Source organism: Bartonella sp. B10, from assembly GCF_053794435.1.
Map to the genome: position 1 here is coordinate 1,269,776 of NZ_CP200030.1, position 23,065 is coordinate 1,292,840.

Here is a 23,065-nt window from a genome sequence, read left to right on the forward strand (position 1 = left end):
TTTTGATTTTTTCTAAAATTTTTTACTTTAAATCTATAGTTTTAGTGAAAATGAATTATGGTATATAACAGTTCTTAACAGTAAGTAAGTTTAGAGGATATGGTAATAGGGAATACCGCGTGCACACCATGAGTGACCAAAAGCTTGATCAAAAATTTATTCGTCGTGGGCTTGTTTTGGTTTTTGTTACTTTATTGTTAGATGTTATTGGTATTGCAATCATCAGTCCTGTTTTGCCTGAGTATTTAGTTCAGTTGACAGGAAAAGATATTAGTAATTCTTCTATAGAAGGAGGAAGATTACTGGTAGCTTATTCTGTTATGCAATTTCTGTTTGCGCCTATCATTGGTAATCTTTCTGATCGTTATGGTCGCCGGCCTGTTTTACTTATCTCTATTATCAGTTTTGCTATTGATAATTTCATATGTGCTATAGCGTGGAGTTATTCTATTTTATTTATCGGGCGTATTTTATCAGGGATAAGTGGTGCTAGTTTTGCAACCTGTACTGCTTGTTTAGCTGATATTTCTGATGATAAAACTCGCACGCGTAATTTTGGTTTATTAGGAATTGCATTTGGATTGGGATTTATTTTTGGCTCGTTCATTGGGGGATTTTTGGGTCAATTTGGTCCGCGTGTTCCATTTTATTTTGCGGCAGCTTTTTCACTGATTAATTTTATTTTTGCATGGATTATGCTTCCAGAAACTCTTCCTATGCACAACAGACGATATTTTGATATTAAGCGTGCAAATCCTATAGGCACTATTTTGCAACTTAGACAATATCCAAAAGTTTTATGGATGTTGTTGGCTTTTTTTCTTTACTGGCTTTCAGAATCTGTATGGCCAAGTATTTGGGCATTCGTTGCTAAAAAACGCTACGATTGGGATACATTGTCTATAGGGCTGTCTTATAGTGTTTTCGGGATAGGGCAGATTATTGTGGTAATTTGCATTTTGCCTTATCTTTCCAAAAGGTGGAGTAACTGGCATATCGCGATGGTAGGCCTCATGTTTGCGTTGGTTGCTATGCTGGGTTATACGTTTGCCACGCAAGGGTGGATGGTGTATGCGGTTTTTGCATTTACAATGTTTGAATATCTTATTCATGCGCCTATGCGCGCTATCGCTTCGGCACAGGTTCCAAAGAATGCACAAGGAGAATTGCAAGGAGCGATGACATCTATTCTCTCATTGAGTTCAATACTGGGTCCAATTTTTTATATGCTTCTTTTTGAACGATTTACACATGAAGGTACAGCGTTTTATTTTCCTGGAGCTCCCTTTTTGGGAAGTTTCTGTATACTTGTAATTACGATGATAATTTTTGCTTTACGGGTACGCTAATCTCTTAAAATCCTCAGTAATTAGAATATTTTGCCAAGGTAATGCAAAAGCGGGTAAAGTTTATCCTTTGACAAAATACAGAGAGCTATTTGGTTAAGATATTTTTTTATAATTCATAATGAGATTGAAAAAACGTTGAAATAAATAGTGACTATCTTGTGGTCCTGGAGAAGATTCAGGGTGATATTGAACGGAGAAAACTGGCTTTCCAATGATCCTGATACCACAATTTGAGTTATCAAAAAGAGAAATATGCGTTTCTTCAACATATTTTGGCAAGGATGCTGTATCTACAGTAAAACCATGATTCATGGATACAATTTCTACCTTTCCAGTAGTAAAATCTTTAACAGGATGATTGGCACCATGATGTCCTTGATGCATTTTTATTGTCTTTGCTCCAACGGAAAGAGCTAGAAGTTGGTGTCCGAAACATATGCCGAAAATCGGTATATTATATTCGATAAGAGTTTGAATGGTTGGAACAGTATAATCAACTGTGGCTTCTGGATCTCCTGGTCCATTAGAAAGAAAAACACCATCAGGGTTCATTGCTAAAATGTCTTTTGCAGTTGTATTTGCTGAAACTATGGTTATGTGCGCTCCATGTGCAGCCATAAGGCGTAAAATATTGCGCTTAATACCATAATCAATGGCAACAATATGAAAATTTCTCTCACTGTTTATACCATAACCTTCATTCCATACCCATGGCTTCTCATTCCATTTCATTGATTGTCTTGATGTTACTTCTTTTACAAGATCAATATTGGTGAGACCAGTCCATTTTTGCGCACGTTCTTTCAGAGCATGGATATCAAAATTTCCATTTGGATCATGGGCAATGATAGCATTTTGTGCACCTTTTTCGCGAATAAGAACGGTTAATGCCCGTGTATCGATGCCACAAAGTGCGATTATTTTGCGTGTTTTGAGCCACTGATTAAAGTTCTCATTTGCTCGGTAATTGGATGGATGTGTAATGTCTGCTTTGAAAATAGCACCGACTGCTCCATGATAATTCAGAGGCTCAAGGTTTTCAATATCTTCATTATTTGCGCCTACATTACCAATATGAGGAAAAGTAAAATTAATGATTTGTTTTTTATATGATGGATCCGTAAGTATTTCTTCATAGCCTGTCATAGCAGTGTTGAAACATACTTCTGCCTCAGCAATACCCGTAGCACCAGCTCCTTTACCTTCAATCACAGTCCCATCAGATAATATTAAGAGAGCTGTAGGCCTGCTTACACTCCAAGGATGGAGAGATGGAATAGTTTGAGTCATAGTGTACGCCTATAATTTGTTATTTGAAAAGTATAATGATCAACGTTACACAAAAGGCACAGCCATAACAGATGCTGTGTATATTGTATTGCAATGTTCTTATCAAAAGTGGGAGTATAGTATATTCCACGTAGAGGTAAAGTCCTGTTTTTAGATTTTTTGATACTTGGATATTAATTATTTCTTGTTATGTATTGTAAACTGTATAAGGGGTAGTCAGGGTCTGTTGTAATTTTGAACAAAATTAGATGATATTTGCATGATAAGTTTGCATGGTAAGACAGCATTCAAAGTTGCTTTGGGGGGTGCAGTATAGGATCTGTGTTTTTCTGTGCTCCGTTAGTTGGCACGATAGTTAGAAACTGTATATTTTGTATCGCGGTGAAGGGAAGTCCGCAGAGAGTGATCATTAGATACAGCTTGTTTTATCCAAAATGATTGAATAGCATGAAGAGGTGGCGTGTGTTTATGGTGGAGCCTAGTTTTTTCATTAGATTTATGAGATGAATGTTGAGAAAGCTTTTTATGAAGTTCTGACGCAAACAAAGGTTGAAACATTACATGGTGTGAGTAAGACCGTAATATAGCTAAAATAACTTTATATGAAGTAAATGAATTTTTCTAATTTTAGGTTTGTTTTTGTAGAGAATTGCAACAGATCTTATCAAGCACAATGGATATATGCAGGTATTTGTTATTAGCAGCATTGGTCAGGTGTGCAGACATCCATAGAGCAATATTCATGAGTATAATTATTCAGTAAAAGTTATTGTGGGCGAATGTTTGAAAGTAAGAGAATTAGTAATTTTTTGCTGATAGATAAATATGGCAACTTATACTATATCTCATCTATATAAGATTTTTTGTGTATAGTGGTGACGCTGCTAAAAACAGTTCAGTTAGTAACAATGGTTTATTTGCTAGTCGTAAGAGAGAGCGGCGTGCCCACAGCTCATCTTTTTTGCCGATATGAATGTAGTCACGGGTTAGTTTTCCGCTACTGAATAAGTAGTTCCCTAGTGGTACAGTTCCCAAGTTTGTTAGTGCTTGATTGTGATCAAATAGAGTTTCTTCTGGGATAACAGTGCGCCCAAGTAGCCAAGGTTTGCTGTCTCCTAACAGTATAACCTCACGTAGCCAATAACGTGAGCTATCAGGAAGATGCTTAGCTTCTTCTTTTAGCTTATCACGTGTTATAAAGCATTCACGTTGTGGTTCGACACGTAAATCAGTGCAATGGTTTTCAAATCTACGTGTCATGGATCCTACTTCCATCAGCCAATCGCGAATGTCATCTGGTATTAGAGGATCCCGGTCAGACAGCCAATCTAGAGGCGGTAAGATAGAATCCTGAAGATTAGATATCATGTTGTCTTATACCTAAAATTATATTACCTGCCGTGTTAGATAGTACAAATAAAGTCTTCCATTATAATGTAGAAATGTAAAAGTGGCAAGATTCCAAAAGAAAAGATATAAAAGGAAGGGTATCACTTTTGGGGTATTTATTTTTTGCCTTAAATAAATATAGAGGTATAATTAGAATAATCATTGACGACAAATTGTTGGGTTGTTGGGATCTTTCGTTAATTTGCTTAATGGTATGACAACAGTGACATAATTGAGTAGCCAGCTACTTTTCCAACCAATTGTTGCGATTTTTAAAGTGTTAGTAAAAAGATCCCAATATCTTAAATAGTTTGAAAATCTTAAATAGTTTTAAAGAGATTTCTCCAAAAAGAGAATAAACGTTTTATGGTCGAATTTTTCTTCCTATCCATACGAGAAGGCAGGCTCCAATAAAACCCGAAATCAGATAGCCAAACCAACCAGCAAAATTAATACCTAAAATTCCAAAAAGAAAGCTGGCTAATGCGGCTCCGATAATTCCCAAGACGATGTTTAAAAATATCCCTGTTTTGCTCTTCATGAAATATTGTGCAGCCCAACCCGCAAGACCACCAATGATAATAGCTGCAAGCCAACCGATGTTTATATCTTCCATTATTCCCTCCTTTGCTTGAATATAACTGTTAATTCTAGCTAACAGTTCTAGCTAGGGTAAGCTTTGTAAAGGTCAAGATCTATTTTCATTACTGTGCGTGAATATATTCCTGTTAGAGTAGTTATTAACATTTTGATTTTGCTAGTTTTTTCTAATATGAAGTAGCAGAGTATCTGTAAAATAATAGGTACATATAACGCCACGCATGGTGTAAAAAGTGCTGAAATTAGCGATGGTTTAATGTAAAAAGAGAATGCATTGAAGGTATTTAGGAAGTATAAAAGCAAATTTATGGGTAGGTTTTTTTTATTTATATAAGAAAATATGGTAGAAACTAAACTGACATGACTAAAGCAATCGGCAAAATTAGCTTTTCTAGTGCGGCATCAATGATATTTAAGATTTTTGTTAAAGTAATTTTTAAATTAAGGTTTAGCCATTTTGGGTTCAGCAGGATCGCGTAGACGTGAACTTTGAAGTAATCCTTGTGCTTCTAAAATTGGATAGATCATCGAGGTTAAAAGAGAGTTTATCTGTTTTAGATCGCGCACGATATCGAGATGAAGACTTGATGACACTACATTTTTGAGGTCTCCTTCACGGAGGCGTTTAAAGTGTTTGAGATCCATTTCTTTTTCTAAATCTCTAAGTTGATCTTTTTTCTGTACTAATAAATGCGCAGTGTGTGTATCCCGCGAGACAAGCACATTAAATGCGATATGTGCATTGGCTAAAACAATTGTATGGAAACGGAGTAAGTCATTCCATCCTTCATCACTGAATTGTAAGCCTTTTTGTTGTTTTTTCTTAACCAGCATAAGCATATTATGAATAATGATATCGCCTGCTTGATCCAATTTTATACAAGCACCAAGAAGTTCTTGTGTTTGAAGGGCTTCTTCATCAGACAATTTTTGTCCAGCTAGTCGTGCAAGATAAAGTTTGATTGCAATATGCTTTTTATCTAATATGATACTCAGTTGATTAAGCTCATGAATGATATCTGGATCAGGTTTTTCGTAGAGTTCTATAATTTTTTCTAGCATAATATCCACAAGATCACAGATATGGATAACTTCACGCAGGACGTTAGAAAGCGCTAGAGTTGGACGTTCAATAACGCTATCATCAAGAGCTGTTTGATTAGATAGATTAAGAATTTTGTCAGTTTGCGTTTTTGTTGTACTTACATGAACAATTTTGGTAGTTAATTTTAAAACTAATTTTGATAAAGGGATACTAGCAAAGAGGATAAAAACATTAAAAATAATGTGGGTATTAATGACTTGAGCAGCGGCATCATCACCAAGCCATGTAATGGGTGGTTGAAAGAAGAGAAATAAAATAAGAATAAGGATCGAGCCAATTCCACGCATGAGTAAATTGCCTAACGGAACAAGTCGAGTATCGGGAGAGGTGTTGCGTGTTAAAAATGGTGCTATTAGAGAAGAACCAAAGTTGACGCCAAGAACCATTATGACACATAATTGAGAATTTATGAGATCATAATTGGCAAAATTGATTAATAGTATGATTCCAGCTATGGATGAATGCAGGAGGTAGGTCAATATTGCTGCCAATAGAAAAGAAGAAATAGGATCGGTTGAAAGATAGCTGATGATGTCAGGCAAAATTGCACTGTCTCGTAAAGGTTCTGTGGCTTTACTGATCATTTGTAGCGACAGAATTAAAAGGCCGATACCGATGACAATACGTCCTATTTGACGCCAATCACGTTTTTCAGTCATCATAAAGATACAGGTACCGCTCAGAAGACATAAGGGTACGATGGTAGTGAGGTCATAGGAGAGAATTTTAACAACTAATGCTGATCCTAATTCTCCTCCACGGACGGCCATCAGTCCTGCTAAACTTGAGACAAAACCAGAGTTAACAAAAGAACCAACAAGTAGTGTTACTGCCGTAGAGCTTTGTAATATCATTGCTGAAAAGAGTCCAAAACTCACAGCAAAAAATGGATTGGACATGACTTGACGCATTTTGAATTTAAGTTTGTCACCATATGCACGTCCAATTCCCGTGCGTACCATACGTGTTGACCAAAGAAGTAAGGAAATAGCACCTGCAAGATGAAGTAGTACCAATGATCCGTTCATGATACTTTTGTCTCTTTCTTTTTTATTTTATAAATAGGGGTTCATTTAACGTATTTATATATTTAGGTTTTTCTATTTTGCTTTGTCACAAACGCATGCATAAAGTCATAACCGCTTGGATTTTGAAAGATCTTTAAACCAAAATCAGGTAAAATAGAATAAAGATGATCAAAAATATCAGCTTGAATTCGTTCATATTCTGTCCAAACAGTCGTATTGGTAAAGCAATAGATTTCTATAGGTAAACCATTTGGTGTTGGAGGTAATTGTCGTGTCATTACAGTCATGCTTTGTGTAATATTTGCATGTTTTTGCAAATAGGCTAAAGTATAAGCGCGAAAAGTTCCAATATTAGTTAAGCGGCGGGTATTGGCTGGAATGCCATAGTTTTTACTTAATTGAGAATTCCATTCGTTTATTTCTGGTATTTTTTTTGCAAAATAACTTTCTAATAAATTAAATTGCGCAAGATATTTTTGTTCTTCTGCGGTATGAAATCGAATGCTTGATTGATCGATAAATAAGGATCGTTTGATACGTCTTCCACCTGATTCTTCCATTCCTCGCCAATTTTTGAAAGGATCGGTTACCAATTTACGTATAGGAACTGTAACGATTGTTTTATCAAAATTTTGAACTTTAATGGAATGAAGCGCAATCTCAGTGACATTACCATCTGCACCTAGATTGGGGATTTCAATCCAATCACCGACGCGCACCATATCGGTTGATGAAATTTGGATGCCAGCAATGAATGAAAGAAGCGTGTCTTGAAAAATCAAAAGAAGAACAGCTGCCATTGCACCAAGACTAGACAATAGAATAAAAGGTGAACGATCAAGCAGTATGGCTGCCATTAAAATAGCAGCAATGGTAAAAAGCGTGATTTTAGCGATTTGAATATAGCCTTTTATTGGCTTTAATCGCGCTGTTGGGCGTTGTTCATAAATAATGTTAATGACATTGAATAAGGAAGAAATTGTCAGGACAATTACAAAAATGATTAAGGCATTAGAAGCGTTGCGGACAATAGTGCTGAAGACTTGGGGTAATGTAGGTATAAAATTGATACCAGTTGAGAGAATAAAGATCGCAGCAATATGAGCCATGTACTGTATGGCATATTCAATATCGGTGGCTGTATTTTTGGGAAAAAAAGAAGAAAGGCGCTTGGCTACCCTAATAAGCATGTTTCGTGCTAGAAAATTGACTGAAATTGCGGTAAGAATAAGGAAAATGAGCCAAGAAATAGGTTCTAGCAATGGATATTGAACAAGAAATTTTGTCACTTTTTATCTCCATTTCTGAATTGATCACTTGTAAATTTGTCAATAGCTTAAGATAACGTATTGGAATTATGCTTTAAAGTAGTTAAATATGCAAAAAAGAATTTCGAATTCTGTGAGTGATTATGCGTTTTCCGCCTGATTTCCTTGATGAGATCCGCACTAGATTGCCAATTTCAATGGTGATTAGTCAAAGAGTAACGTTCGATCCCAAAAAGAGCCACCCTTCACGAGGAGATTTTTGGTGCTGTTGCCCATTCCATGGTGAAAAAACTCCAAGTTTTCATTGTGATGATCATAAAGGTCGCTATTACTGTTTTGGTTGTGGTGTGAGTGGCGATATTTTCACTTTTCTTTGCGAGCTTGATGGATTGCGCTTTTCAGAAAGTGTAGAGCGTTTGGCTGATCTCGCCGGCATTAAGCTACCTATTTTAAATGCGAAAAACCACCAACGTCAAATCGAAAAGGCTGATCTTTATGACGTTATGAAAATGGCTACGGATTTTTTCCAACATAACTTGTACAGTAAAGAAGGTACACAGGCGCGCCATTATTTAGGTGAGCGTGGTGTAACGCCAAAGATTGCTGAACGTTTTAGGATTGGTTTTGCTCCGTCTAAGCGTACAGCTTTAAAAGAAGCTTTAAGTGCACGCGGTATTTTAATCAAACAAATGGAAGATTGTGGACTTCTTATATCGGATGAGAATAGTGCGGTTTCTTACGATAGATTTAGAAATCGTATTATGTTTCCCATTGAGGATTTGCGTGGAAATGTAGTGGCTTTTGGAGGGCGTGCGTTAAATAAAAATACGCGGGCAAAATATCTGAATAGCCCTGAAACAGTACTATTTCATAAAGGAAGTATACTATACAATGCGGCTTCTGCTCGAAAAAATAGTCGATTTGTTAGTGATGAAAAAAAATATTCTATCCTTGTTGTTGAAGGTTATATGGATGTCATCACATTAACTAAAGCCGGTTTTGAAGGAGTGGTAGCGCCTTTGGGGACGGCATTAACAGAAGCTCAAATGGGGCTTCTATGGCAGATGGATTCTGAGCCAATTTTGTGTTTTGATGGAGATCATGCTGGTTTAAGAGCTGCTTTTCGTGTGGCTGATCGTATGCTTCCTCTTTTAAAAACTGGTGTGTCTGTGCGTTTTGTTTTATTGCCACAGGGAAAAGATCCAGATGAAATTATTTGTACTGGTGGTACACAACTTTTTGCTTCTTTTTTACAAAAGTCAATTCCTTTGATCGACCTTTTATGGAGGAAAGCCACCTATGGAAAGCGTTTTGAAACTCCGGAATCACGGGCAGCATTAGAAAAACAATTGAAACAGCAAATTTTTACGATCAAGGATGAAGATATACGCCGTTATTATCTACAGGATATAAAGAAGCGGCTCTTTGATTTTTTTCGTTCATCTTTTTCAAAAAAGAAAAGTGGAGAGCGATACGATCGGAATTTCAAAAATGGAGCATTTAAAGATCAGTCTTTTTTTACGTTATCAGACTTTGATATGGTTCGCAATTTATCGCACGCTATTCCTTTGCGTGAGACAGTCATTTTACTGATTTTAGCTTATTATCCTGAGTTATGGTACGAAGATTTTGAAGTTTTTTCTGAGTTAGAGTTGCAAAATACTCAATTGATCAGTCTTCATCAGTCTATGTTAGAAATTCTTGGGGACCAAAATCATAATGATAAAGAGACAATGGTTTCTCTTTTGGAAAAAAGAGGAAAAAAATCTCTCTTAGAAAATATGAGAAATCTTGTTGAGAGCATAGGTATGCGTGCTATCTTGATTGGGGCGCCTATAGAAGATATTCGTACTGTATTAAAACAGGCCATCTACTTGCATCTTCAAGAACACCACCTACATAAGAGATTGCAAGATATTGAGGCACAACTTGTCGAAAATCCTAATAATGAGGTTTTTGATCTGCTTCATGAAATAAAGATTGAGTTGGAGAGAATGCAAGCGACGGAAGCTTTAATTGAAGGATTTGGAAGTTTGTTTGATGAAAAAAATAGGCGGGAATAAGTAAGATAAGATAAAATGATTCGCTTTTTTTTTGCGAATCAGTCACCTAGAGCTTAGTATGAGGAAATTTATATAGGTCTATGTAGGTCGGCGTTTTTATGAAGAATGACGACTAAATTTGGGAAAAGCGGGAAATTGGTTCTTACTGTATGGTACGGAGATTGTCTCAGAAAAGCTGAGAAGTGTCGGGGAAACTTCTATGGTTTTCCCGCGTTTTCGTGTGAGTGAGGAGTATATAAAAAATGTATCTTTTCCAATAGATATCTCCTCAAAGAGTAAGTACATATGAAATGCTTTTATACGCTTAAGTGAGAATGTAAAGAGCTGGTCACGCAGGAGCTGTGTAGTGATCAAGTGGAGTTAATAGTATGGCCACAAAGGTTAAACAGAAAGACAATATGGAAGTAACAGGCCAAGCAAATTTGGATAGTCCCCTTATCGACTTTTCTGATAATGCTATCAAAAAAATGATCAAACTAGCAAAAAAAAATGGTTATGTCACGATGGATGAATTGAATGCAGTTCTTCCTCCTGATGAAGTCACATCTGAGCAAATTGAAGATACCTTAGCGATGTTCTCTGAGATGGGTATTAATGTAGTGGATGATGAAAGTGAAGTTGATTCTGAGCATTATGAGAGGGAAATTACGGTAGAGGGTGGCGATTTAGTAGAGGCAACTAATTTTGCAATTGCGACGACGTCTAAGCGTGAAGCAACAGATCGTACTGACGATCCAGTACGTATGTATTTACGTGAGATGGGAGCCGTTGAATTACTTTCTAGGGAAGGCGAAATTGCTATTGCTAAACGTATTGAAGCAGGTCGTGAAACAATGATTGCTGGGCTTTGTGAAAGTCCTTTAACTTTTCAGGCTCTCATTATTTGGCGTGAAGAATTAAAAGAGCAGCGTATCCTTCTTCGTGAAATTATTGATCTTGAGATGACTTATGCTGGTCCAGAAGCTAAGCAGGCTCCTATTATTGGACAGAATGCCGTCGAAAAGATAAAAGAGGAAAAATCGTTTTCTGGCGCACGTGATATGGCTGGTGTTACTGGAAATATAGGTGTTGAAGATGACTATGAGGATGATGAGGATGAAGTAAACCTATCGCTTGCCGCTATGGAAAGTGAGTTATGTCCTCAAGTCATGGAAACATTGGATTTCATTGCTGAAACTTATATGAAATTGCGCAAATTACAAGATCAGCATGTTGAAAGCAGTTTGGCAGAGTGTAAAGAAGGAGCTCTTTCGCCTTCTCAGAAGAAAAAATGTATTCACTTGAAGGGTAAATTGATTCAAGCGGTTAAGTCTCTTTCTTTAAATCAAAACCGTATTGAAGCGTTGGTTGAGCAACTTTATGATATCAACAAGAGGTTGATCCAAAATGAGGGAAAATTAAAGCGAATTGCGGGTCATTATGGTGTTAGTCATGAAGATTTTTTAAAAGAATACCAAGGTCGTGAATTGGATGCAGATTGGGTAAATTATATTGCAACTTTGTCAGGGCGCGGTTGGAAAGAATTCTCTGTGTGTGAATCTAAAGAAATTCAAAATTTGCGCAGTGAAATACAAAATCTCGCACAAGAAACTGCTATTTCAATTGGCGAATTTCGCAGGATTGTTACGCAGGTACAGAAAGGTGAGCGTGAATCGACAATTGCTAAAAAAGAAATGGTGGAGGCTAATTTACGTCTCGTAATTTCAATTGCAAAAAAATACACCAATCGCGGTTTGCAGTTTTTAGACCTTATACAAGAAGGTAATATCGGTCTAATGAAGGCAGTAGATAAGTTTGAGTATCGGCGTGGGTATAAATTTTCTACTTATGCAACGTGGTGGATTCGTCAGGCTATTACGCGCTCAATTGCTGATCAGGCACGCACTATTCGTATTCCTGTTCATATGATTGAAACAATTAACAAGATTGTTCGTACATCACGACAGATTTTACACGAAATTGGACGTGAGCCTACACCAGAAGAATTATCAAGCAAACTTTCTATGCCACTAGAAAAAGTACGCAAGGTACTTAAAATTGCAAAAGAACCTATTTCGCTTGAAACTCCTGTTGGCGATGAAGATGATTCTCATTTAGGTGATTTTATTGAGGATCGGAACGCGTTGTTGCCAATTGATGCTGCTATTCAAGCTAATCTACGGGATACGACGACTCGAGTACTGGCTTCGCTTACGCCGCGTGAAGAGCGTGTTTTACGAATGCGTTTTGGCATAGGCATGAATACTGATCATACATTAGAAGAAGTTGGTCAACAATTTTCAGTTACACGAGAGCGTATTCGTCAGATTGAAGCAAAGGCGCTTCGTAAATTGAAACATCCAAGTCGTTCGCGCAAATTGCGTAGTTTTCTTGATTCTTGATGATATAATTATGTATTCTTGAGGACACGTTGTTTTTTTTTTATTTAGTATATATGGAAAGTATATTATGTAATTTTTGCAATGCTTCTTGAAGAGTTGTTTAGGTTTGGCACTGAATAATCTATATAGAGCTTGTTGTATTAAAAATTTCTCTTAGCTTTATATTTGTTTGCAATCTGTCATTAGAGGCTATGTATTCGTAATGCTTCATGTTTATGCGTATTAATTCTTTAATATACAAAGAAATTTTTTCTTGTATAAAAATATTCATAAAAGCAGCTTATGTGAATATATGAAAAATGCATTGAATTGGATAATTTTTGAATAAACAAAATATATGATCTTGAGAAGATTAGGTTTTGTTTTGACGTTTTGGTAAGTTTTCTTATTTAAAAAAATGTTGTCGATTTATGAGTGAAAAGCTCCCATTTTGGAAAGTAAAAAAACTGGAAGAGATTTCCATTTATGAGTGGGAAAGTCTTTGTGATGGATGTGGGCAATGTTGTTTGCATAAGGTGGAAGATGATGATACCGGTGATATCTATACAACTAACGTTGCTTGCCGTCTTTTAGATAAGGAAACCTGCCAGTGTCGGGATTATGTTCATCGTAAATCAATTGTTCCGAATTGTATATCTTTAGATATTGCGACAATTAAAACAGCTCGTTGGCTTCCAGAAAGTTGTGCTTATCGTCTGATTAATGAGGGGAAAGATCTTCAATGGTGGCATCCACTAGTATCAGGAGATCATCAAAGTGTTCATCAAACACAATTTTCTGCACGTGGAAAGATAGATATCTATGAAGATGAATTGTCATCTGAAGAAGAATACCTCTGGCATATCACCGGTCTTTTATGCAAAGGTCGATGATATGACGGTTTTACGCTGCGATTAATAGTATTATATAATTTAGTCAATAGCAAATACTACAGTGACAGTAACATTGTAATTTAATTCACCACCTGAAAAGTTTGTGTCTGCAGAACTTGTTGCTGCACTGCTCATGAAGCGTGGTGCTGGATTATAGTGACCATTACCCTCCGTTATTTCAATAATTTTTCCTAATTTTAAATTAGCTGCTTGTGCTATAGTTTTTGCTTTTTCGATGGCTTCAGCAATGGCTTTTTTTCGAGCTTCTTGATAAAAAGGCTTTGTATCAGCGTTGGTAAAGGTAATTCCATTAACTGAATTAACACCAAATGCCATTGCTTGATCAAATATTTTACCAGCATTTGAAAGATCGCGAATGCGTACTGTCAAAAAATTTGAGACGTGATAAAGATTTTCATTATTCTTTTTTTCATTATTGTTATCTGGGTTAGATTGATAAATAGAGATGTCTGATGTCTGTAAATCATTCGCCTGAATACCATTGCTTTTTAAAGCATTTATAACGTCATTCATAGATTTATTATTGGATGCCAATGCTTTTTGAGCAGTATTATCGTAAGTCATAATGGCTAGATTTATAATTGCTATATCAGGTGCTGCTTGGCTTTCGCCAGTTGCAGTAACAGTGATAGTTGAGTTTTTTCTTTCTTCAGCGTGTGCAGAGAATACAGTGGTTAATAATGTGAGTACCACTATAGTTATTTTAATCAGATAATTATTTAATAACGGATGGAAAATTATTTTTGTCATATCTATTCCTTCTGTTTATTGATTTATTAATTTTCTCATTTTTTTGTGTTCTTGTAAAGAAATTAGGGCGCTAGGAAAAAAAACCGATAGAAGCAGAGAAAAAGATAGTTTATAACTATAAGTAAGCTCTTGTGTCGTAATGCATTTTAGTTTAGAGAGGGGTGGCTTGTGGGGCCTGTAGCTCAATTGGTTAGAGCCAGCGGCTCATAACCGCTTGGTTGGGGGTTCGAGTCCCTCCGGGCCCACGTTATCCTAATAAAATTTATATTATGTTATATAATCTAGATGTTTAGAGGTTTTTTTTGTTATTGGTTTATCTTGTGTTTTGAAAACTCTGTTTTTTAGCTTGCTTGTTCTTTTGTGATTTATTTCATCGTTTTAGCAGAACTGTTGTTGTGCATCTCAGTAGAGTTATGAAATACGCTTGGCGATTAAGTTTTGTAAATTCATTCTATGCTATATGAAGGACTATTTTAGGGCTAGTCTTTTTATTGATATTGTGTTCTCTGCATATTTTATTTAAAACAATTCGGTTAGATTGGATCTGTTATGTAGATCTTTAGTTTTTTTCGCCTATAACCGTAAATTTAAATTTCATAAGTAAAAAATGGTACTTTTTTTATTATAAATATATTGGAAATTGTTTAACTTACTAAAAAGAATAATATATGCTTTTTTTGATTTTGAAAATGTATAAATATTCATCAGCAAATTTATTTTATAGTTGATATCCCATTATTTATGCTGACCTATTGTTATTCGTGATAAGAATAAATAACAACTCTACCGTTAATTTAGAAACGATACTTTTTATAAAAATGTTTTTTGGTTATTTCTTAATAAGCATATTATAGCAATGCATGAAAACCCTCTTTCGCGAAAATAATTATCCTTCCGCTTATTATAAAAATTCATTATAAATTTAATCTACAAAGTACCAATTTTCATTTTAATGGTAAAAATTGTTATGATTGTATTTCCCTTATAATAGCTTTGTATGTAATTCCTTTTATTTGTTCAATATTTACTAGAATATCTTGTTTTGTTGGATAACCTCTACTAGAGAAAGCTATTTTTTGTTCATCTCCTGAGATTAAACGCCAGTACCATTGATTATGAACCCCCTGAAACACTTCAAAATACATGCTTCCTACCTCATAAAATAGTTATTGATTTACAAGATAAGTATCAACCCATCTGACTTATGAGAATTAAGTATGTCTTCATTGTAATCAGTCAACATATTTTCCTTATTTTTTGTGATTTCACAGTCATATTATGAAAAATACATTTTGTAACAAGAAAATATTTCTTGTCAATAAGATATGAATAGTATTTAATGCTATTAAACAGATTTATTTTAATAACTATTATACTGTATTTGTACTTATAATAGTAGATTGTTTTGTTGATGTTGAAAATATATGCGATTATTTTACTATAAAAAATATAAAAAAGACTCAACCTTACTAGCATTGGAAGAGGTATCCTAATCGTTTTCCGCGCTAGTAAAGTTGGGATTTATTCTATTATCTCTTTTGATATTTATTGATTAGCAATAATCTCTTTTTGTGATATACTTCGAATAAGCAAATCAATGAATAGACTCAGGGCATAGGAATTAGCCATCTTTGCTTTCATGTCTATCAGAGAGGTTGCAGATTTCAGATTTAGTTCATTGGGTGAGCTTTGCGTTAGCAGATGCTGCTGCAGTTTCTCATATGAACTTTTTATTTCTTCTTGACTTAGTTTCTCGTTATGACCGTTGTTGGTAAGAATTTTTTCAAATTTTTCGATTTTGTTTATAAAATAGTTCCAATCAAAGTCACCCTGAGTATATTCGGTATCAAACATTTTTCCTTGTCCAGTTAAAAGCCAATTAATATTGACTCCGTACAATGTACGGTATGTTTGTAAAACACTAAGATTGGGTTCTCTTTCCCCGCGCTCATAAAAAGCGATGGAGTTTTTTGTCATGCTAAAACTTTTAGCCAATGCTTCACGTGATGGATCCCCTAAAGCGAGGCGTACATAACGTAAACGTTTTCCAAATATAGTTTTTGCTTCAGTTTCTGGACGTGCCACGAATTATCTCCCTCAGTAAATCATCATGGTATCAATTTTTGCCAATAAAGGTACACTACGTATTAATACCTCGTTATGCAATGTCAATATTTATAACTTTTATTTCTTTTTATTTATTAATTTTAGTAAATAAGAAGCAAGTTTTAATTTATTATATTGTATAATATTTAAGAGTAGCATTCATTTCAAATGAAAGATACGTTTACTAATTATTCTTTTGTTTTTTTGGGAAGATTCTATGTACATTTTCTGAGTGTATTTCTATTTTATATTGGTAGGTACAATCTTTCGGTTTGCGCGAATGAGTTTAAAGAGATAAATTTTGAGGAACAATCATGGCTCCGTTAGGCTATTTTAGATGGTCTTTTTTTTTCACAATTGTTGGTGTCTTTCTTGGAGGGGGTATTGGTTGGTATGAAACGGGAAATATTGCTGGCTTTTCAAAATATTTTTTTATTTGCTGTGCGTTAGGAATTTTAGAAATTTCTTTGTCTTTTGATAATTCTATTATCAATGCACGAATTCTTGGTGAAATGGATCAGTTATGGCGTCGTCGTTTTTTGGTATGGGGAATTTTGATAGCAGTTTTTGGAATGCGGATTATTTTTCCGTTATTGGTTGTTATTGCTGCTGTTTGGATTAATCCAATTTCAGCAATAAAATTAGCGATATGGGAACCACATAGATATGCAAAAATCTTAACAGATGCTCATGTAGGTATTGCCGCTTTTGGAGGAACTTTCCTCATGATGGTTGGTTTGAGATACTTTTTTGATCCTGAAAAAGAGGTGCATTGGTTGTCTTGCATAGAGGAATCAGCCCAAAAGCTTGGGGCATTTACTGGAATTGATATTGCAATCACTTTGATTTTAATATTGTTTTTTTCAGGATTTGTTGCGACAGAAGATACAAGGACTTTCTTGCTTGCAGCACTTTATGGTCTTTTGACATTTATAGTAGTGGATGGTGTTGGTTCTCTTTTGGATACTTCTAAAACTACTTTAACTAAGATTGCCAAGGGAGGAGCAGGATCATTTCTTTATTTAGAAATTTTGGATGCTAGTTTTTCTTTTGATGGAGTTGTTGGTGCTTTTGCCTTTTCGCACAATCTTTTTATTATCGCAATTGGTCTTGGTATTGGTGCATTTTACGTTCGTTCTATAACAATTATGTTAGTTGAGTCAGGAACATTAATGCATTACCGTTATTTGGAACATGGTGCTTTTTATGCGATCTTGGTACTTGCAATGATCATGTATGTACAAACTATTGTATCTATTCCTGAAATCTTAACGGGATTTGTTGGTGTCTGTATTATTGGGATGGCACTTTATTCTTCTATTCGCTTTAAGCATCACCATTAAAATGAGCATGTTATGTATAGGTGAGTTAAAAGTTTTTATTATCATTGCGGTAGTAAAAAAAACAAGGTGTTTTAAGATGTCATTAAGAGTTCTACACCGGTTTCATTCATGGTTTTCAGCATCATATTAAGCGATCCGTTTAGATCAATACCAGCACATGCGTTTAATGAAATGCATACTTTAAAGCCACATTTGATAGCATGCAGTGCAGAAAATCCAACACAAAAATCGGTTGCTAATCCGCACATAGAAAGCTTTGTAAAACCATTTTCTTTGAGATAAACTTGTAAGCCTGTTGGTGTTTTTTGATCATTTTCAAAAAAGGCAGAATAGCTGTCAATTTTTTGATTGTAGCCTTTCCTAAGAATAAGCTGCGCTTTCTCAATTTTGAGCGATGGATGAAATTCTGCACCTTTTGTTCCTCGTATACAGTGATCAGGCCAAAGTATTTGAGAACCATAGTTAAGATTGATTGTATCATAGGGCTTTTTTCCAGAGTAAGAAGAGGCGAAACTGCAATGGTTTTGTGGATGCCAGTCTTGAGTTAAAATGACATGATCAAAATGGTCTATGAGATTATTGACAGCAGGTAAAATGATATCACCTTGTGGTACTGCAAGTGCTCCACCTGGTAAAAAATCATTTTGAACATCAATGACAATTAAGGCTTGTTTTTCCATGAATATATTCCTGTAGGAGATGTATTTTTTGTTTTAACTTCAAAAGCTTATAGTCTCGTCTTGAAGTTTTATGATCATTCGGTGAATATCAGTGTTATTTTTATAATGATCAAGCCAAAATAATGGAAGAGATAAATTTTGATAATTAGTTTTGTAGTTTTTTACTAATTGCAACCATGTACCAATGGGTAGGGAACTATAGTTACTTACAGCTACATATTGGTGTAGGACTTTCATAATCATGGGACTTGGTACGTCAGATCCCATAAGACGTTTGTCATTTTGTAAACGTAATTTTAGAAACATCAAGGCAAGAGGTGAATACAATTGTTTTCCATGACACAAAATTGACGAAAAGAGGTGTGGGTTTTCTACTGCATAATGTAAGGCCCACAAAGCAAAAAAAGAGGGGGCATAAAGAATTGGTTTTTTGTGTGGCATTATGTTGCATTGATAAGTGGGCTTAATACGATAGAAGCACAATTCTATGTCTGGTATGGAAAAGATAAATGACATTTTGTGATATGTTTCAGGTATAGCTAAAAAGATTTGTGCTTTTTTTTTCAAAGGGACGCTTTTTTGCATTCAGAACCATAATGGGGCTTGTGAGATTAGAAGAAATGTATCAGTATAGAGTGAAAAGCTCTGAAGACAATGAAAACATTGCTCAATCTTGGAGTTTAAGAAGAGAGAAAGCAATTTTCTTTACAATCCTAACCTTATAATTGCTAGTTACTGCGCAATATCATAAAGAGAAGTTTATGGCACGTCAATTTATCTATCACATGGCTGGACTTAACAAAATTCATGGCAATAAGAAAATTTTAGAAAATATTCATCTGTCTTTTTATCCAGATGCAAAAATTGGGATTTTGGGGCCGAATGGTGCAGGTAAATCAACAATTTTACGTATTATGGCAGGTCTAGATAAGGAATATACAGGAGAGGCATGGCTTTCTGAGGGAGCACGTTGTGGCTATCTACCACAAGAGCCTATTCTTAATACAAGCAAAGATGTGCGTGGTAATGTAATGGAAGGCGTTGCTGATAAGCAGGCAATTATAGAGCGTTATAACGAATTGATGATGAATTATAGTGAAGAAACAGCTGATGAAAGCGCGCAGCTTCAAGATATCATTGACAGTCAGAATCTTTGGGATTTAGAAAATCAAGTAGAAATGGCTATGTCTGCTCTTGCTTGTCCACTAGGAAATCAAGATGTGGCTTCGCTTTCTGGAGGAGAGAAGCGACGTGTTGCACTTTGTCGATTGCTTTTATCAAAACCCGATTTGTTACTTTTGGATGAACCAACAAACCATTTAGATGCTGAGACTACAGCTTGGCTCGAAAAGCATTTGCGTGAATATTCTGGTGCGGTACTTTTGGTTACGCATGACCGTTATTTTCTTGATAATGTAACGGGATGGATTTTAGAATTAGATCGCGGTAAAGGTATTCCTTATGAGGGAAATTATTCTGCTTATTTAAGCGCTAAAGCTAAGCGTATGGCGCAAGAAGGTCGTGAGAAGGCTGCTCTTCAGCGCGTGTTGTCACGTGAGCAAGAGTGGATAGCTTCCAGCCCAAAAGGGCGGCAGGCGAAGTCAAAAGCTCGGATTAAGGCTTATGATGAGTTGGTGCAGGCTGCTCATGATCGCCGTCCTGGAGAAGCACAAATCATTATTCCTATTGGTGAAAGATTGGGGCAACTTGTCATTGAAGTTGATAATTTATCTAAAGCATATGATGATCGTGTGTTGATTGACTCCCTTTCTTTTAAGCTTCCTGCTGGTGGGATTGTTGGGGTTATTGGTGCCAATGGTATGGGAAAATCGACTTTGTTTAAAATGTTAACAGGGCAAGAACAGCCGGATTCAGGTCAAATTCGCGTTGGGGAAACAGTGCATATGAGTTACGTTGATCAGAGTCGTGATTCGTTATCAGGTGATAAAACTGTTTGGGAGGAAATTTCTGGCGGCAATGACGTTATTAAGTTAGGTAAACATGAGATGAACAGTCGCGCTTATTGTAGTGCATTTAATTTCAAAGGTGCAGACCAACAGCAAAAGGTTGCAAATTTGTCTGGAGGGCAACGTAATCGCGTACATTTGGCCAAGCTTTTAAAAGGGGGTGGTAATGTTCTTCTTCTTGATGAACCGACAAACGACTTGGATACAGAAACGTTAGGTGCATTGGAAGATGCTCTAGAAAATTTTGCTGGTTGTGCGGTTATTATATCGCATGATCGTATGTTTCTTGATCGATTGGCAACTCATATTTTGGCTTTTGAAGGGAATGGTCACGTGGAATGGTTTGAGGGTAATTTTGCAGAATATGAGGCTGATAAAGCTCGTCGTCTCGGCCAAGATGCTGTCAATTTTAGGCGTGTAAGTTATAAGCCTCTTACACGTTAGTATTATTTGTTCAGATTAGTTTTACTGAAAAAGTGTCCATAATGTTTGATTATCTGTTTTTTGTTAGTGGAATTATACACTATGCTATAAGGCTCTCTTTAATCGTTTCTGGACAAAAAAGAATTCAAACTTCTTAACACACCTTTCTTGAAGTGAGTAATCGTATATATATGCAGCCAATTTTCGCTTATGAAATTGTGAGGGAAGGCAGTAATTATTTTATGTAATGCTACGGATTTACAGGAAGAGTACTCTGTTTACTAAGGTGATATGGCGTCTCCAGCAGTTATTCATTTTTTCTGTTGTTGAAACGTAGAGCCACCAGAATAGATGCAAACAGATGCTTTTATTTTCATAAATCTAGATAACCATCTATATTGGCGGTAAAGCACACGTATCAAAAAAGAAAATTTAGTTACAATTGCATAGATTACGTATTTGCATTCATTGTACAGTATTATTGATTGAATGTTGTCAAAAAGAAAGTTACATTCAGGACTTTGTCGTGGTTTTGTGAATAAAAATACTACGATATTTGCTGTCTTGGCTTTTTTAAAGATTGATAGGATATTAGCGACATATTTGGTATGTTTGATAGATAGTTAAAAACAGTTTTGAATAAAAAGAAAGGGGTAGTATGTTTTTATAAGATGTGTTGCAACAATGTGTAAGCGTCATTTGTCGTGTGTTGCAAGTCACATTCTGGAAAGTATTTTGCTAGAAGAATGATGAATGGCAAAAATGCCCATTATATGCTTTGAAATAAGGGTGCTTCAAATTGGATCATTTTAAATGTTTTTTGCCTAAATTTTTCCATTTTTAAACAATTTATGACCTTTTTATATTTTTTTGCGTGCAATATGATAAGAATTCCTTGTCGTTTGGAGTATTTTATTTCATAGCAAGAATATTGCATCGGCTATCTTAGTGGTTGATGCAAGAAGACGATCAGGGAGCCTCCTCCCCCCCCCGCGTGGATCCCTTGGATCGTCTGGCCCGACTGAGAGTTTTCTCAGTCGGGTTTTTTGGGGGGTATTAAAATTTGATGTAGTCTTGTATGTGGGATATTTGAAAATATTAGCGTCTGTTGTTGTATACCGTATATGAGATAAAGAAGGGCATCAGGAGTTGTTTGATAGGTAATATTAACGTATTGCCGTCGATGATTAGATGAGTTATTCTTTATTAGGGTTTTGGGGAATATTGTATAAGGGGTGCGTATCTCGAATATACCGCCTTTTTAAGGGTAGGAAGTGATGGTATTTTGCTGGCGCCGTGTTGTTCTGATTTTATTTATGTTTTTTCTGTTTGCTGCCAGCTTGTTTATTTCTCGGGGAATGGAGGTTTATCATCTTGTATTTGATAAGACATCTTTTTCTCATCCAGATTCTGTAACAGAAGAGGCATTTCTTGATGTGGTGCAAGAAGTATTTTTAGAAAGGTTAGCAGTATCTTTTCCGGATGTTATAGAAAATCTCTCTACAATGAATCTTCAGCAAAAGAAGGCGTTGATTGATATGGCGCGTAAAGACGCTGTTGCTGCCGCTTCTGCGAACGGTCAGGATTGTGAGCGTGCGCGGAAGTTTGGTGAGGCTGTCGCTACAGCTGTATCAAAAGCGATTTTTCATCCTTCTATTGTTAATACTTATTTTTAGTCATTTTTTCTGCATAACTGTTTAAGGAATTATATTTCTACAGTTTATCAAGAAAGTTACTGTATTTCTATTCTTTACAGATTTTAAGATATCTTCTTATTGTGTATCATGCAAACATGTAAAAATATTCTGCAAACGATGTATCTGGATGCTGTGTTTGTGGTGTGTAATCTTGAAATACTTTGAGGGAATGCGCAAAACGAATTTTAGTTCGATTAGTATTCAGGTTATTTATGCCAATTCTTTAATAGAATTTTCCAAAAAAATCAAAAATTAGTATATATTTATTGTGCTGTTCTTTTTCCAAGGTTATTGATTGTAGTGAGCAGTTAGGATGAGTTTAAAATAGTATCAAAGGGGAATGATGTTAACTTTTGCTATTATATATAGCGATTTATATACATACAAATTTATCCACTGTACGTGAAACATAACAGTGATTTTATAATGTTATTTTTATCATCTATAAGTTTGTAGTGTAGCATATGCAGCAAAAATCCATATATTGTATCGTTTGATGTAGTATGTTAAAGTCTTTACTATGTTTTGTTACTTTTTATATTCTGTGAAATTTAAGCATATACATTAAACCCGTGTGGGATTCTCTTCTGGTATAAAAAGTTATCCTAAAATTATCTTAATATTTCCATTTTTGTGCCGATTTTTAGCTTTTTTTCTATTTACAATGTATCTGCAGCATCTGCAAAATTTTTGTGTCTGTGATTTAAGAACGTCTTAAATAAAGAGAAAGAGA

At 35.4% G+C, this 23,065-nt stretch carries 18 protein-coding genes and 1 tRNA gene; 8 read left to right on the forward strand and 11 right to left on the reverse strand.

Annotation, left to right across the window (positions count from 1 at the left end):
• Positions 1–128: 128 nt before the first annotated feature.
• Positions 129–1,349, forward strand: a complete 1,221-nt coding sequence (locus tag V3565_RS05355) for an MFS transporter (RefSeq protein WP_455478155.1) — start codon at positions 129–131, stop codon at positions 1,347–1,349.
• 93 nt (positions 1,350–1,442) lie between these two features.
• On the opposite strand, the gene carA is transcribed toward V3565_RS05355, so the two are convergent.
• The 6 genes from carA to V3565_RS05385 form a co-directional block, all read right to left on the reverse strand.
• Entirely contained in the window at positions 1,443–2,639 is a 1,197-nt protein-coding gene (gene carA, locus V3565_RS05360; protein ID WP_455478156.1) for a glutamine-hydrolyzing carbamoyl-phosphate synthase small subunit, read from the reverse strand.
• 339 nt (positions 2,640–2,978) lie between these two features.
• Positions 2,979–3,185: a hypothetical protein gene (locus V3565_RS05365; RefSeq protein ID WP_455478157.1), complete on the reverse strand. Its 207-nt coding sequence runs from the start codon at positions 3,183–3,185 to the stop codon at positions 2,979–2,981.
• Between the two features lie 303 nt (positions 3,186–3,488).
• A complete protein-coding gene (ubiC, locus tag V3565_RS05370; protein ID WP_455478158.1) occupies positions 3,489–4,007 on the reverse strand; it encodes a chorismate lyase in 519 nt (172 codons plus the stop codon).
• A 385-nt stretch (positions 4,008–4,392) separates the two neighbouring features.
• Positions 4,393–4,644 carry a GlsB/YeaQ/YmgE family stress response membrane protein gene (locus V3565_RS05375; protein WP_455478159.1) on the reverse strand — a complete coding sequence of 84 codons (252 nt, stop codon included), beginning with the start codon at positions 4,642–4,644 and terminating at the stop codon, positions 4,393–4,395.
• A 425-nt stretch (positions 4,645–5,069) separates the two neighbouring features.
• Positions 5,070–6,761 carry a Na/Pi cotransporter family protein gene (locus tag V3565_RS05380; protein ID WP_455478160.1) on the reverse strand — a complete coding sequence of 564 codons (1,692 nt, stop codon included), beginning with the start codon at positions 6,759–6,761 and terminating at the stop codon, positions 5,070–5,072.
• Between the two features lie 62 nt (positions 6,762–6,823).
• Positions 6,824–8,050, reverse strand: coding sequence for a mechanosensitive ion channel family protein (locus V3565_RS05385; RefSeq protein ID WP_455478161.1), 1,227 nt, complete (start codon positions 8,048–8,050; stop codon positions 6,824–6,826).
• A gap of 122 nt (positions 8,051–8,172) precedes the next feature.
• Here V3565_RS05385 and dnaG point away from each other — a divergent pair, with 122 nt between their 5' ends.
• From dnaG to V3565_RS05400, 3 genes are all read left to right on the forward strand, one after another.
• The gene (dnaG, locus tag V3565_RS05390; RefSeq protein WP_455478162.1) at positions 8,173–10,092 is read left to right on the forward strand and encodes a DNA primase; all 1,920 of its coding nucleotides are present in this window, start codon (positions 8,173–8,175) and stop codon (positions 10,090–10,092) included.
• Between the two features lie 368 nt (positions 10,093–10,460).
• Entirely contained in the window at positions 10,461–12,473 is a 2,013-nt protein-coding gene (gene rpoD, locus V3565_RS05395) for an RNA polymerase sigma factor RpoD (protein ID WP_455478163.1), read from the forward strand.
• 410 nt (positions 12,474–12,883) lie between these two features.
• The gene (locus V3565_RS05400; RefSeq protein WP_455478164.1) at positions 12,884–13,345 is read left to right on the forward strand and encodes a YcgN family cysteine cluster protein; all 462 of its coding nucleotides are present in this window, start codon (positions 12,884–12,886) and stop codon (positions 13,343–13,345) included.
• Positions 13,346–13,384: 39 nt separating this feature from the next.
• Here V3565_RS05400 and V3565_RS05405 read toward each other — a convergent pair whose 3' ends face one another.
• Entirely contained in the window at positions 13,385–14,116 is a 732-nt protein-coding gene (locus V3565_RS05405) for an SIMPL domain-containing protein (protein WP_455478165.1), read from the reverse strand.
• A gap of 171 nt (positions 14,117–14,287) precedes the next feature.
• Between V3565_RS05405 and V3565_RS05410 the strand changes: the two genes are divergently transcribed.
• Positions 14,288–14,361 (forward strand) — tRNA-Ile (locus V3565_RS05410).
• A 720-nt stretch (positions 14,362–15,081) separates the two neighbouring features.
• On the opposite strand, the gene V3565_RS05415 is transcribed toward V3565_RS05410, so the two are convergent.
• Both V3565_RS05415 and V3565_RS05420 read right to left on the reverse strand, forming a co-directional pair.
• The gene (locus V3565_RS05415; RefSeq protein WP_455478166.1) at positions 15,082–15,261 is read right to left on the reverse strand and encodes a YegP family protein; all 180 of its coding nucleotides are present in this window, start codon (positions 15,259–15,261) and stop codon (positions 15,082–15,084) included.
• Between the two features lie 400 nt (positions 15,262–15,661).
• Entirely contained in the window at positions 15,662–16,201 is a 540-nt protein-coding gene (locus V3565_RS05420) for a helix-turn-helix domain-containing protein (RefSeq protein ID WP_455478167.1), read from the reverse strand.
• A gap of 335 nt (positions 16,202–16,536) precedes the next feature.
• Between V3565_RS05420 and V3565_RS05425 the strand changes: the two genes are divergently transcribed.
• Entirely contained in the window at positions 16,537–17,565 is a 1,029-nt protein-coding gene (locus V3565_RS05425; RefSeq protein ID WP_455478168.1) for a DUF475 domain-containing protein, read from the forward strand.
• 71 nt (positions 17,566–17,636) lie between these two features.
• Here the strand turns inward: V3565_RS05425 and pncA are convergent, their stop codons facing one another.
• Entirely contained in the window at positions 17,637–18,245 is a 609-nt protein-coding gene (pncA, locus tag V3565_RS05430; RefSeq protein ID WP_455478169.1) for a bifunctional nicotinamidase/pyrazinamidase, read from the reverse strand.
• 39 nt (positions 18,246–18,284) lie between these two features.
• On the reverse strand, positions 18,285–18,830 hold the full coding sequence (locus tag V3565_RS05435; protein WP_455478170.1) for a hypothetical protein: 546 nt from the start codon (positions 18,828–18,830) through the stop codon (positions 18,285–18,287).
• Between the two features lie 176 nt (positions 18,831–19,006).
• Here V3565_RS05435 and ettA point away from each other — a divergent pair, with 176 nt between their 5' ends.
• A complete protein-coding gene (gene ettA, locus V3565_RS05440) occupies positions 19,007–20,656 on the forward strand; it encodes an energy-dependent translational throttle protein EttA (protein WP_455478171.1) in 1,650 nt (549 codons plus the stop codon).
• A 1,256-nt stretch (positions 20,657–21,912) separates the two neighbouring features.
• Positions 21,913–22,311: a hypothetical protein gene (locus V3565_RS05445; RefSeq protein WP_455478172.1), complete on the forward strand. Its 399-nt coding sequence runs from the start codon at positions 21,913–21,915 to the stop codon at positions 22,309–22,311.
• Positions 22,312–23,065: the final 754 nt, after the last annotated feature.